This window comes from Frigoribacterium sp. Leaf8, from assembly GCF_001421165.1.
Lineage (GTDB): Bacteria > Actinomycetota > Actinomycetes > Actinomycetales > Microbacteriaceae > Frigoribacterium.
The window spans coordinates 973,025-985,490 of the sequence record NZ_LMKB01000005.1; the positions used below are offsets into that span (position 1 = coordinate 973,025).

Below are 12,466 nucleotides of genomic sequence, written 5' to 3' on the forward strand. Positions count from 1 at the left end.
GCTCATCTGGCTGTTCGCGTCCTCGAGGGCCGACTTGACGTCGGACTCGCTGACGGAACCGCCCTGGGCTGCGGTGGCGAGGAGGTTCTTGATCGCGGTGCCGACCAAGGTCTCCATCTGCCCCTCGGAGGGGTAGAGGGGCATGGGCTGGGCGTGGTCCTCGAGGATCGTCTGCTTCAGCTTGATCGTGTCCGACTGGAACGCCGGGTCGTCGTACGCGCTCGTGACCACGGGCAGCGAGCTGAACGCCTTGTTCAGGTACACCTGCTCGGAGTCGCTCGTCAGGTGCTTGACGAAGTCGATCGCCGCGTCCTTGTTGCCGCTGTTCTCGAAGACGCTCACGTTGATGCCGGCCACGTGGCTCTGGGTGCCCAGCAGACCGGTCGCGTCGGCGGACTCCATCGGCACGGGTGCCGCGGCGTAGTCGGTGAAGTCGCGGGCCGAGAGGTTCGCGTCGGGGGCCTGGTCGAAGAACATCGCGGCCTTGTCGTCCGCGAACGTCGCCGCCATGTCCGAACCGTTCACGCTCTCGGCGTCGGACGGTGAGACCACCTTGTCGACCGCCATCAGGTCGACCCACTCCTTGACGCCCTTGACGACGCCGTCGTTGCCGAAGTCGGGCTCGCCGTCCTCGTCGTACAGCGCGCCTCCGTTCTGCAGGCCCCGGACGAACGCCTGGTGGGCGTTGTTCGAGATGCTCGACCCGGCCATGGTGACGCCCCACTGGTCGATCGTGCCGTCGCCGTCGGTGTCGACCGTCAGCTTCTTGGCGTCCTCGACGAACTCGTCCCAGGTGGCGGGCGGGGTGGTGATGCCCGCGGCCTCGAACATCTTCGTGTTGTAGTACAGCGAGTACGACAGCCCGTAGAGCGGGATCGACGTGGGTGCCTGACCCTCGGCACCGCCGGTGGCGAAGCTGGACTGCACGAAGCGGTCCTGGCCACCGACCTGGTCGAGGGCGTCGCCCTCCCAGGGCACGAAGGCACCGCTGGACTGCAGCGACACCGCCCAGGTGTTGCCGATGTTGAGGACGTCGGGCCCCTCGCCGCTCGAGACGGCGGTGAGGATGCGGTTGTAGAGGTCGGACCACGGGATGACCTCGAGGTCGACCTTGACGCCGGTCTCCTCCGTGTAGCGGTCGATGCTCTCCTGCAGGATCTCGGCGTCCTTCTCGACCGTGGGAGCCTGGTTGCTGGCCCAGTAGGTGATCGTGTCGGCGTCGCCGCTGCCGCCCGAGGCGCTGCAGGCGGTCATCGATCCGACCGAGAGGGCTCCGACCGCGAGGGCGGCGAGCCAACGGAACTTCGTTTGCATGACTTCTCCTGGTGTCTCTTCTTCGAGATTTCTCTTCATCGAGTGAGGGAAGGGGTGGTGCGGGGGTTCGTGGTGCTGTGGTGACTCCGGTGGTGCGAGTGGTGCGGGTGGTGCGCTCAGGGGGTGGACGGGTCGGGAGGCGCGGTGCCGGCGTCGAGGAGGCGCCGGCACCGCACCGGATCAGCCGAGGGTCGGGACGGAGGGGTCCCAGCTCTCGGGCAGCTCGGGCGTCGGCTCGAGGGTCGAGTCGACACGGACGCTCTCGTCACGTTCGGCGGACTCGGCCAGCGAGACCATGACGTCGAGGACGTGGAAGGCGAGTTCGCCGGGCACGCGCTCACGGCGACCCTCGCGGATGGCCTGGGCGAGCTCGGCGACGCCGGTGCCGCGGGTGAAGGTCGAACCCGTGGCCGCGACGACCGCCGGCTCGTCGGTGCCCGTGTGGACCGTCGTGTCGCCCTCGAACTCGTTCGGGTCGGGGAACACGGCCGTGCCCTCGGTCCCGGCGATCTCGACGAAGCCGGCACGGGCCAGCTTCGAGTCGAAGCTGAAGACGGCCTGCGCGCTGGCGCCGCTCTCGAACTGCAGCAGGGCGCTCACGTGCGTCGGCACCTCGACGGGGAAGACCGTTCCGGCCTTCGGCCCCGAGCCGATGACCCGGCTGTCCCGGGCCTTCGACGCCGTGGCCGTGACCTTCGCGACGGGTCCGAAGACCTGCACGAGCGTGGTCAGGTAGTACGGGCCGACGTCGAACATCGGTCCCGCGCCGTAGGCGAAGAGGAACTCGGGGCTGGGGTGCCATGACTCGGGGCCGGGCACCTGGAAGAGCGCGAGGCCGGTCAGGGGCGTGCCGATGTCGCCTCGCTTCACGACCCGCAGTCCGGTCTGCAGACCGGCGCCGAGGAACGTGTCCGGGGCGACGGCCACGCGGACGCCCGCCTCCTTCGCGGCGGCCAGCAGCCGGGCACCGCTCTCGCGGTCGAGGGCGTAGGGCTTCTCTCCCCAGACGTGCTTGCCCGCGGCGACGGCCTGCAGCGCCACGTCGACGTGGGCCGCCGGGATCGTCAGGTTGACCACGATCTCGACGTCGTCGAGGGCGAGCAACTCGTCGACCGTGCCGCTGGCGGGGACGCCCCACTTCTCGGCCTGGGCCGCCGCGCGGGCCTGGTCGATGTCGGCGATGAAGAGCACCTCGAGGTCGGGGAACTGCGTGAGGTTGCCGAGGTACTGGTCGCTGATCACGCCGGCGCCGATGACCCCGACGCCCACCGGGCCGGTCTTGCCGTCGGAGGCGACGGCGGGCCGCGAGGCAGTCGTCACGTCGGTCATGCGCGGACCCCCTGCAGGAACTCGAGGCTGTCGGCGAGCGCGGTGAACACGTCACCGGCGTGGTCGTCGAGTTCGACGACGGGGGTGGCCTGACGGGCCGCCTGCAGGATGTCGCGGACGGGCATCGACCCGCGCCCGACGGCGACCTGCTCGACGTCGTTCTTGTTCTTCGGGCCGTCCTTCACGTGGAGGAACTGAACCTTGTCGCCGAGGCGGGCGAGCAGCTCGGCGGCGTCGACGCCGCCGACCTCGACCCAGTAGGTGTCGATCTCGAGCACGACGTTCGCGGGCAGGGCCGCGGCGAACACCTCGAGGGCGGGGGTGCCGTCGATCAGGTTCTCCAGCTCGAAGGCGTGGTTGTGGTAGCCGATGGTGAGGTCGTGGGCGGCGGCCGCGTCGGCGATCTCGCCCAGCTCCTTCGCGATCGCCTCGACGTCCTCACGGGTGACCCAGCGGGTCTCGTCGATGTGCGGGTCGATGATCGTGCCGACGCCGAGACGGGTGGCGGCGGCGAAGATCGGCTCGAGGTCCTTGCCGATCAGGCCGACGTGCGCGCTGGGCGCGGTGAGTCCGGCGGCGGGCAGGGCCTCGGCGTACTCGTCGACGCGGTCGACGAAGGCGTACGGCTCGACCTGGGTGTAGCCGAGGTCGGCGATTCGCTTCAGGGTGCCGGGCAGGTCGGCGGCGATGGCGTCTCTGACCGTGTAGAGCTGGACCGAGATCGGGCTTGCGGTGGTCACCAGGGGTGTCTCCTCTTCCGAGTGGATGTGCGACGGCGACGGGCACCGTCGGGGACTCTCAGCGGTCGAGCCGTCGACCGGTCACCCCCGGAAGAGTGGCGGTCGGCGTCGACCGAGACTCACCATAGGACCGCTTCTGTCGACCCGCAAGCAAAAGTCGACCTTTTCTCGGCGGGGTTCTCTCGGGCGTCGCCGAGGGCTGTGGTTTACTGCTGCCATGTCCGACACGACGAGGTCGTCTGCCCTCGGCAGCACCGGAGCCAGCGAGATCTTCCAGCTGCTCCGCGACGGCGTGCCGCGCACCCGGGCCGAACTCGCGGCGATGACGGGCCTCGCCCGGTCGACGATCGGCCTGCGCCTCGACGTCCTGGCCGAACTCGGTCTGGTCGGCCCCTCCGCCGACGCCGTCTCGACGGGTGGCCGCCCTCCCTCTCGCGTGGCGCTCATCCCCTCGGCGCGTGTCGTCCTGGCCGCGGACTTCGGAGCGGGCCACGTCAACCTCGCCCTGACCGACCTGATGGGCGTCGAGCTGATCAGCGACCGTCGCCTGATCGACATCGCCGACGGTCCCGAGACGACCCTCGCCGGCATGGTGACCGGGGCGGACGCCCTGCTCGACCGGCTCGGTCGCACCCGGGACGACCTCATCGGGGTCGGGATCGGCCTGCCGGGCCCCGTGCAGTTCAGCACGGGTCGACCGGTGAACCCGCCGATCATGCCCGGCTGGGACGGCGTCGACGTGCCGGGCTGGGTGAGGCGCCACCTCGACGTGCCCGTCCTCGTCGACAACGACGTCAACATCATGGCCCTCGGCGAGCGCAGCCACGCCTGGCCGGGCACCGACCACTTCCTGTTCGTCAAGGTCGCCACCGGCATCGGCTCGGGCATCATCTCGGGCGGTCGCCTGCAGCGCGGCGCCCAGGGCATCGCGGGCGACATCGGCCACGTGCAGATCCCCCGCGGCGCCGGCGTCGTCTGCCACTGCGGCAACGTGGGGTGCCTCGAGGCCGTCGCCTCCGGGCCGGCACTCGCCCGCTCGCTGCGAGCCCTCGGCCACGACTGCGAGGGTGGCCGCCAGGTGGTCGAGCTCGTCCGGGCCGGCAACGTCGACGCGGTGCAGGCCGTCCGCCAGGCGGGTCGCGACCTCGGCGAGGTGCTGACCGCCTGCGTCAACATGATCAACCCCTCGGTCATCGCGATCGGCGGCTCCATGGCGCAGGCCGGCGAGCACTTGCTGGCCGGCGTGCGCGAGGTCGTCTACCAGCGGTCGATGCCGCTCGCGACCGAGCACCTGAGCATCGTGCCGTCCCGGGCGGGCGACCGGGCGGGGCTCATGGGCGCGAGCATGCTCGCGATCCACCACGCCCTCTCCCCCGCGGCGATCGACGAGCTCGCCGCCGCCGTCTGACCGCGGGCTCCCGGTGCTCGCCGCTCCGCCGCGACACGAGGAGGCGCGGGTGTCGTCCTCGCGCCCCCGGCGAGGGAGAATGGTCACCATGACCATCGTCCAACCCATGCTCGCCCTGTGGGACGACGACGAGCCGACGAGCCCCGCCGCGCCTCCTGCGCATCTGACGCGCGTGCTGGCCGACTCGTCGGACCGCATCGCGTGGCTGCGGGCTCGCAGCCAGGGCATCACGGCCACCGACGTCGCCCGGCTCTCGAGCCCGCGCGCCGTGCAGGCCGTCGTGCTCGACAAGTTGTACGGCAACGGTTTCGGCGGCAACGCCTACACCGACCACGGGCGGGCGCGTGAGCCCGAGATCGCCCGGTGGGTGCTGCAGCGGCACGGCATCGAGTCCAGCCAGAAGCTCTTCCACGCCGCGGGTCAGCGCCGACACCTGGCCACCCCGGACGGCGTGACCGTCCGCACCGACGGCACCGTCGAGCTGTGCGAGATCAAGACGACGAAGAAGGCCTGGTCGTCGATCCCCCGCTCGTACCTGCGCCAGGTGGCCTGGCAGCAGTACGTGCTCGGCGCCGAGCGCACCCTCGTGGTCTGGGAGCAGCACACCGACTTCGTTCCCCTGCACGGTGACCCGCAGTGCCGCTGGGTCGAGCGCGACGAGGACGAGATCCACCGTCTCGTGGCCCTCGCCGACCAGGTGCTCGACACCCTCGCACGACAGGCGCCGGTCGACCCGTTCGCGCCGGGCGGCCGAGCGTCGGCGCCCCCACCGCCCGACGCCTACGAGGCCTACGAACCCCCGCCCTACGATCCGTTGCGCTGAGTCACGCGCCGATCCGGGTCGACGAGGCGCAGGCGCGACGCCGCCACGACGAGCGCCCCGATCAGGGCGACCGCGACGGCGATGCCCACGCACCAGAGCGCCACGACGCCCCCGCCGAGGGTCGCCACGTCGAGGAAGGGGTACGGCACGAAGTCGGCGCCCCGGGCCAGGACGACGACCACCCAGATCAAGGGAAAGGCCAGGAACTGCCACAACCGCCGCCAGGGCTGGCGGTCGCGGTCGGCGAAGAGCACCCAGTCGAGCACGACGTAGAGCGGGATCACCCGGTGGAACACGTTGCTCGCCCACCCCACGGTGTACGGGTCGTTCGAGGGCAGTCCCGCCAGCAGCAGGTTGAAGACCAGCCCGGTCAGCGCGATGTACGTGGTCGCCGCCGCCCGCACCGCGACCGTCCACCGGGGCGGCGTCGTCCGGCGCAGCACCGTGAACGCGCCGATCGCCAGGGCCAGCAGCACGATGAGGTTGCTCTGGATGGTGAAGTACCCGAAGAAGTCCACGAATCGGTACCCCGGGTCGCGCAGGCTGTTCTCCCACTGGGCCACGACGGCGACGAGGACCGCGACCGCAGCCGCGACGCGCAGGACGGCGACCGATGCTCTCATGCCCACACCGTACCCATCATCGTTTCCCTCTCGGTGACACCCGCGAAACACGGGTGACTCATCCGTCCCGTTGACTGACCTGACCACCGCGCCGGAGCCACGGCGCACACGAGCCGACAGGGGCCGCCGATGGACACGACGATGCAGACGACGATGCGGGCGATGGTGATCGAGCGGACCGGCGGGCCCGAGCAGCTCGTCGCCGCCGACGTGCCCTACCCGCGACGGGTCAACGCCGAGGTGCTCGTGCGCGTCGTCGCCGCCGGCGTCAACCGCTTCGACCTGGAGACCCGGGCCGGTCGCGGCGACAGCGACGCCATCCCGGCGTTCCCGGCCGTGCTGGGCCACGACTTCAGCGGCGTCGTCGTCGAGACGCCCTATGCGGCGCATCCGTTGAGTCCGGGTGACGCCGTCTACGGCATGGCCCCGTGCCCGCGCTCCGGTGGCAGCTACGCCGAGTACATCAGCGTCCCGTCGCTGTCGGTGGCCCGGAAGCCCACCACCCTGTCGCACCTCGAAGCCGCCGCGGTGCCCCTCGCGGCGCTCACGGCCTGGGGGATGGTCGTCGACGTCGCCAAGGCCCACGAGGGCCAGCGCCTCCTCATCAACGCCGGCGCGGGCGGGGTGGGGCACTTCGCGGTGCAGTTCGCCTCGTACTTCGGCGCACACGTCGTCGCGACCGGCTCGCAGGCCAACTCGGCCTGGCTGCGGGAGCTCGGGGCCGCCGAGGTCGTCGACTACGGCGCGGCCGACGTCGACCGCAGCGTCCGTCAGGTCGACGTCGTGCTCAACCTGGTCGACGACGACGTCGAGGCCGACCGGTCGCTGAGGTTGCTCCGACCCGGTGGGCTCGCCGTCCACGCACCGCTCGCCTCGGGGGCCGCCTTCGCCGAGAAAGCCGCGCAGGCAGGCGTCCGGTCGACCGGGTTCGCCGTCTCCCCCGACGGCGCCACGCTGGCGGTCATCTCGCGACTGCTCGACTCGGGAGACGTCCGGGTCTACGTCGACGAGGTCTACGACCTGGTCGACGCCCGTGACGCCCATGCTCGCCTCGAGCGGTCGCACACCCGCGGCAAGCTCGTGCTGCGCGTCACCGACGACACCGAGGCCGCCTGACCCGGCCTCCGGACCCGGCCCCCGGACCGGCCGCCGTGGCCCGACGCGACCCCGCCTAGATCCGACGCTCGAGGACGAAGTCCTGCTGCAGGTCGTCGCCGAGGGCGAAGGTCTTCGTCCCGACCTTCACGAGTCCGTGCTTGGCGTAGAAGCGAAGCGCCCGTTCGTTCTGCTGGTTGACTCCGAGCCACACCGAGGAGGCGCCGGTCGCGCGGGCTGCCTCGAGGGTCGCGGCCATCAGGGTCGAGGCCGCCCCCGTGCCGTGCCCCTGCGGCATGACGTAGAACTTGCTCAGCTCGACGGTCGGCCGGGACGAGACGGCTGCGGCGACGTCCGCGTCCTCGGGATCTCCCGCGATCATCATGCTGTAGCCGAGGGCCCCCCGGGCCGTGGGGTCGACGGCCAGCAGGACGGTCCGGGTGTCGTCGGCGAGGTAGCGCGAGAAGGCCTCCTCGGACAGCACCGTGGTGACGACCCGGGCGATGTCCGCGAGGTCCGACCCGGGCGGGCAGGCGAGCGGGAAGGTCACCGCGGCGACCTCGGCGAGCAGGGGGGCGTCGGTCGGGAGGGCAGGGCGCACGGTGACGGTCATCTGCCCATGGTGCCCCACCCGCGCCTCCCCGCCCGACCACGGACGGGAGCCGACGACGAAGGCCGCCCCACTCGAGAGTGGGACGGCCTTCGGGCGACGCAGTGCCTGGGAGGTCTGAGGACCTAGAAGACGTTGATGTCGAGGGGGATGCCGGGACCGAAGGTCGTCGACAGCGTGCCCTTGGTGATGTAGCGGCCCTTGGACGAGGACGGCTTGAGGCGGACGACCTCTTCGAGGGCGGCGTCGAGGTTGGTGTTCAGCTGCTCTTCCGAGAAGCCGGCCTTACCGATGACGAAGTGCACGTTGCTGTGCTTGTCGACACGGAACTCGATCTTTCCGCCCTTGATGTCGTTGACGGCCTGCGCGACGTTGGGGGTCACGGTGCCGGTCTTCGGGTTGGGCATGAGGCCGCGGGGGCCGAGCACCTTTCCGAGACGACCGACCTTGCCCATGAGCTCGGGGGTCGAGACGGCCGAGTCGAACGACGTGTAGCCGCCCGCGACCTTCTCGATGAGCTCGTCGCCACCGACCTCGTCGGCACCCGCGGCGATGGCCGCCTCGGCGGCGGCACCCGTCGCGAACACGATGACGCGGGCGGTCTTGCCCGTGCCGTGCGGCAGGATGACGGTGCCGCGCACCATCTGGTCGGCCTTGCGGGGGTCGACGCCGAGCTTGAGCGCGACCTCGACGGTCGAGTCGAACTTCTTCGAGCCGGTCTCGCGAGCGACGGCCACGGCCTCGCTGGTGCTGTAGAACTTGCCTGCCTCGATCTTCTCGGCAGCGGCGCGGTACGCCTTGGACTTCTGAGCCATGTTGGACCTCTTCGTACTGGGGACGTGGTTGCGAGCCTGGCCGGCTCTCCCACTGATGTCAGGGTCGTGCAGGCGGGTCGCCTGCACGGAGGGGTGCTGCTTAGGCGTCGACCGTGATGCCCATGGAACGGGCGGTGCCGGCGATGATCTTCGCCGCGGCGTCGATGTCGTTGGCGTTCAGGTCGGCCTGCTTGGTCGTCGCGATCTCGCGCACCTGGTCCATGGTCAGCTTGCCGACCTTGGTGGTGTGCGGGGTTCCCGAACCCTTGGCGACGCCGGCGGCCTTCTTGATGAGCTCGGCGGCGGGCGGGGTCTTGAGGATGAACGTGAACGAGCGGTCTTCGTAGACCGTGATCTCGACGGGGACGACGTTGCCGCGCTGCGACTCGGTCGCCGCGTTGTACGCCTTGCAGAACTCCATGATGTTCACGCCGTGCTGACCCAGGGCCGGGCCGATGGGCGGGGCGGGGTTCGCGGCGCCGGCGTTGATCTGAAGCTTGATCAGACCCGTGACCTTCTTTTTCGGTGCCATTGTTCTTTTCCTTCTTGTGGGGTTCGAACCGATCGCGGTCGCGACCTGCTCTCCCGGTGGCCCGCGGCGCGGACTCCGGTGATCTGTAGACCTGGGGGTGGGTGCCTGCTAGAGCTTCGTGACCTGGTCGAAGCTGAGCTCGACCGGCGTCTCGCGCTCGAACAGCGAGACCAGCACGGTGAGCTTGCCGCTCTCGGGCTTGATCTCGTTGATCGTACCGGGAAGTCCGGCGAACGACCCCTCTTTGATCGTGATCGTCTCGCCGATCTCGAAGTCGACCTCGGCGGGGATGACCCGCTGGGCCTGCTTGCCACCCTTGGCGCCGCCCTTGGCGGGCGCCGGGGTCGTGTCGACCTGGACGAGGCTCTTCAACATGTTGAAGGCCTCTTCGAAACGCAGCGGCGTCGGGTTGTGGGCGTTGCCCACGAAGCCCGTGACCCCGGGGGTGTGGCGGACGACGGACCAGCTGTCCTCGTTGAGGTCGAGACGCACGAGCACGTAGCCGGGGATGCGGACGCGGGTGACGAGCTTGCGCTGCCCGTTCTTGATCTCGACCACGTCCTCCATGGGGACCTCTACCTGGTAGATGTAGTCCTCCATGGTCATCGAGACCATGCGGTTCTCGATGTTCTGCTTCACGCGGCGCTCGAAGCCGGCGTACGAGTGGATGACGTACCACTTGCCGGGCTTGCCCCGCAGCTCGTAACGGAAGGCCTCGTAGGGGTCGACCTCGGCGGGCTCGTCGTCCTCGACCTCGGTGGCGGACACGTCGACGTCGACGTCGTCGTGCGCGATCTCGGCGTCGGCGTCCTGGACGGACTGCTCGGCCTCGGCGACGACGGCGTTCGCGGCGGGGGCGTCGCCCTCGTCGGCCGCCTGCTCGGCCTCGGAGTCGGCCTCGTCGTCGGTGGCCTCGACGGCGGCCTCGGCCTCGAACTCGTCGTCGATGTCGAGGGCGTCGTCGACGATCGCGTCGGCCTCGGGGTCGCGTGCCTCGGCCAGCGTGTCGAGCAGGCCGTCGAGGTCGCTCGTGTCGGTCGAACCGGACTCGCCTTCGTCGACGACCGAGAGGGCCTCGGACTCGGCGGGCTCGACGGCGTCCTCGTCGGCGGCCAGCGTGCCGCCCTCTTGGGCCTCTTCGACCTCGGAGGACTGCTCGGCAGCGGTGGCGAGGTCGATGTCGTCGCGCTCGTTGTCAGGCAAGGGTTCTTCTTTCGATCGGGGTTGTCGGGTGCTCGTGCTCGGTGGCACGGGACCCGCTCACGTGGTGCTCGGGGAGTCGGCCGGTGGGTGCCGCGTCAGCTGCCGGTCGGGCCGTTGCCGAAGACGTAGCCGACGCCGGTGCCGAACACCAGGTCGAGCAGGGAGACGAGGGCCATCATGATGACCACGAAGACCAGGACGACGCCGGTGTAGCTCAGCAGCTCTTTGCGGGTCGGCGTGACGACCTTCTTGAGCTCGGCGATCACCTGGCGGATGAACAACGCGATGCGGGCGAAGGGGCTGCGGCGCGTCGCACCGTCGCTCTTCGCCTTCTCGACGACGTCTTCACTGGGGACGTCAACGTCTTTTCTCGCCACTGTTCCGACCTTCCGAGCTCGGCCCGTGGGCCTGTGTCCGTATCTGTGTGTGATCACCGTGTCATGAAGAACACAGCCGGGCTGCAGGGCGGACAGGACTCGAACCTGCAACCTGCGGTTTTGGAGACCGCTGCTCTACCAATTGAGCCACCGCCCTATGGGATCGACGCCCTTCAGATGACCTCTCGGCCGGACCCGGAGGCCCTGCCTCTCTCAGCCGGCTGTTGGTGAACCGGACTGCAGAGGCGCGCTGAAGCTTGGCGCATTCGATCGCCTCGTCAAGTGTAGGCGAAGCGGCGGGCGCGTGCAAAGCCGGGCGCCGCGGGGTCCGACGGACCGCCGGCGGGCGCACCCGTCCGGGCCGGTCACACCCCCGCTAGGCTGACCCGCGTGACCCCGACCGCGCGCCGTCTCTCGTCCCGTATCTCGTCGATCGCCGAATCGGCCACGCTGGCCGTCGACGCGAAGGCCAAGGCCCTGCTGGCACAGGGCCGACCGATCATCAGCTACGGCCCGGGCGAGCCCAACTTCCCCACGCCCGACCACATCGTCGACGCGGCCGTCGTCGCCGCCCGCGACCCGCGCAACCACCGCTACTCGGCCGCGGCCGGCCTGCTCGAACTGCGCGAGGCGATCGTCGAGAAGACCCTGCGCGACAGCGGCACCACGGTGTCGACGTCGCAGGTGATCGTCACGAACGGTGGCAAGCAGGCCGTCTACCAGGCCTTCCAGGCGCTGCTCGACGACGGCGACGAAGCCCTCCTGCCGTCGCCCTACTGGACGACCTACCCCGAGGCCATCGCCCTCGCCGGCGGAGTCACCGTCGAGGTCTTCGCCGGTGCCGACCAGGGCTACAAGGTCACGGTCGACCAGCTCGAGGCCGCCCGCACCGAGCGCACGAAGGTGTTGCTGTTCTGCTCGCCGTCGAACCCGACGGGCGCGGTCTACTCACCCGACGAGGTCGAGGCGATCGGTCGTTGGGCCCTCGAGGCCGGCGTCTGGGTGATCACCGACGAGATCTACCAGAACCTCACCTACGACGGGGTGACGGCCGTCTCGATCACCGAGGCCGTGCCCGAGCTGGCCGACCAGGCGATCCTGGTCAACGGCGTGGCCAAGACCTACGCGATGACCGGGTGGCGGGTCGGCTGGATGATCGGCCCGACCGACGTGGTCAAGGGTGCCGCGAACCTCCAGTCGCACCTCACGTCGAACGTCTCGAACGTGTCGCAGCGGGCGGCCCTGGCGGCCCTCACCGGACCGCAGGACGAGGTCGAGGCCATGCGGGTCGCCTTCGACGCCCGACGCAGCACCATCGTCCGCGAGCTCAACCGGATCGACGGCGTCGTCACCCCCACCCCCGAGGGAGCCTTCTACGTCTACCCCGACGTGCAGGGCCTGCTCGGTCGCGAGTGGGGAGGCGTCACGCCCACCACGTCGCTCGAACTCGCCGACCTCATCCTCGAACAGGCCGACGTCGCCACCGTGCCCGGTGAGGCCTTCGGGCCCAGCGGGTACCTCCGGCTGTCCTACGCTCTCGGCGACGACGAGTTGCTCGAGGGCGTCCGCCGCCTCCAGCGCCTGTTCGCCTGAGGCC

At 70.3% G+C, this 12,466-nt stretch carries 12 protein-coding genes, 1 tRNA gene and 1 pseudogene; 4 read left to right on the forward strand and 10 right to left on the reverse strand.

Annotation, left to right across the window (positions count from 1 at the left end):
* The 3 genes and pseudogenes from ASL10_RS15575 to ASL10_RS09170 all read right to left on the reverse strand — a co-directional run.
* Positions 1 to 1,353, reverse strand: a pseudogene (locus ASL10_RS15575) (sugar ABC transporter substrate-binding protein); the annotation flags it as partial.
* Between the two features lie 141 nt (positions 1,354 to 1,494).
* Positions 1,495 to 2,643: a Gfo/Idh/MocA family protein gene (locus ASL10_RS09165; protein ID WP_056046529.1), complete on the reverse strand. Its 1,149-nt coding sequence runs from the start codon at positions 2,641 to 2,643 to the stop codon at positions 1,495 to 1,497.
* On the reverse strand, positions 2,640 to 3,383 hold the full coding sequence (locus ASL10_RS09170) for a sugar phosphate isomerase/epimerase (protein WP_152970255.1): 744 nt from the start codon (positions 3,381 to 3,383) through the stop codon (positions 2,640 to 2,642). The genes ASL10_RS09165 and ASL10_RS09170 overlap by 4 nt, the downstream gene beginning before the upstream one ends.
* 217 nt (positions 3,384 to 3,600) lie before the next feature.
* Here ASL10_RS09170 and ASL10_RS09175 point away from each other — a divergent pair, with 217 nt between their 5' ends.
* Positions 3,601 to 4,791 (forward strand): ROK family transcriptional regulator, encoded by a 1,191-nt coding sequence (locus ASL10_RS09175; protein WP_056046530.1) that lies wholly within the window; start codon positions 3,601 to 3,603, stop codon positions 4,789 to 4,791.
* 88 nt (positions 4,792 to 4,879) lie between these two features.
* Complete coding sequence (locus ASL10_RS15980; protein ID WP_235452632.1) at positions 4,880 to 5,614, forward strand: YqaJ viral recombinase family protein; 735 nt, start codon at positions 4,880 to 4,882, stop codon at positions 5,612 to 5,614.
* Here ASL10_RS15980 and ASL10_RS15985 read toward each other — a convergent pair.
* Complete coding sequence (locus tag ASL10_RS15985) at positions 5,596 to 6,237, reverse strand: Pr6Pr family membrane protein (protein ID WP_157485352.1); 642 nt, start codon at positions 6,235 to 6,237, stop codon at positions 5,596 to 5,598. The genes ASL10_RS15980 and ASL10_RS15985 overlap by 19 nt on opposite strands.
* Positions 6,238 to 6,366: 129 nt before the next feature.
* Between ASL10_RS15985 and ASL10_RS09190 the strand changes: the two genes are divergently transcribed.
* Positions 6,367 to 7,353, forward strand: coding sequence for an NADP-dependent oxidoreductase (locus tag ASL10_RS09190; protein WP_369794389.1), 987 nt, complete (start codon positions 6,367 to 6,369; stop codon positions 7,351 to 7,353).
* A 55-nt stretch (positions 7,354 to 7,408) separates the two neighbouring features.
* Here the strand turns inward: ASL10_RS09190 and ASL10_RS09195 are convergent, their stop codons facing one another.
* The 6 genes from ASL10_RS09195 to ASL10_RS09220 all read right to left on the reverse strand — a co-directional run bounded on the left by ASL10_RS09195 (position 7,409) and on the right by ASL10_RS09220 (position 11,026).
* Positions 7,409 to 7,945, reverse strand: a complete 537-nt coding sequence (locus ASL10_RS09195) for a GNAT family N-acetyltransferase (RefSeq protein ID WP_056046534.1) — start codon at positions 7,943 to 7,945, stop codon at positions 7,409 to 7,411.
* Between the two features lie 122 nt (positions 7,946 to 8,067).
* The gene (gene rplA / locus ASL10_RS09200) at positions 8,068 to 8,757 is read right to left on the reverse strand and encodes a 50S ribosomal protein L1 (RefSeq protein ID WP_043592944.1); all 690 of its coding nucleotides are present in this window, start codon (positions 8,755 to 8,757) and stop codon (positions 8,068 to 8,070) included.
* 100 nt (positions 8,758 to 8,857) lie between these two features.
* The gene (gene rplK, locus ASL10_RS09205) at positions 8,858 to 9,289 is read right to left on the reverse strand and encodes a 50S ribosomal protein L11 (protein ID WP_043592945.1); all 432 of its coding nucleotides are present in this window, start codon (positions 9,287 to 9,289) and stop codon (positions 8,858 to 8,860) included.
* 108 nt (positions 9,290 to 9,397) lie between these two features.
* Positions 9,398 to 10,492: a transcription termination/antitermination protein NusG gene (gene nusG / locus ASL10_RS09210; protein ID WP_056046537.1), complete on the reverse strand. Its 1,095-nt coding sequence runs from the start codon at positions 10,490 to 10,492 to the stop codon at positions 9,398 to 9,400.
* 95 nt (positions 10,493 to 10,587) lie between these two features.
* Positions 10,588 to 10,869 (reverse strand): preprotein translocase subunit SecE, encoded by a 282-nt coding sequence (secE, locus tag ASL10_RS09215; protein ID WP_043592949.1) that lies wholly within the window; start codon positions 10,867 to 10,869, stop codon positions 10,588 to 10,590.
* An 84-nt stretch (positions 10,870 to 10,953) separates the two neighbouring features.
* A tRNA-Trp gene (locus tag ASL10_RS09220) sits at positions 10,954 to 11,026 on the reverse strand.
* A 233-nt stretch (positions 11,027 to 11,259) separates the two neighbouring features.
* Between ASL10_RS09220 and ASL10_RS09225 the strand changes: the two genes are divergently transcribed.
* A complete protein-coding gene (locus tag ASL10_RS09225; protein ID WP_056046539.1) occupies positions 11,260 to 12,462 on the forward strand; it encodes a pyridoxal phosphate-dependent aminotransferase in 1,203 nt (400 codons plus the stop codon).
* Positions 12,463 to 12,466: the final 4 nt, after the last annotated feature.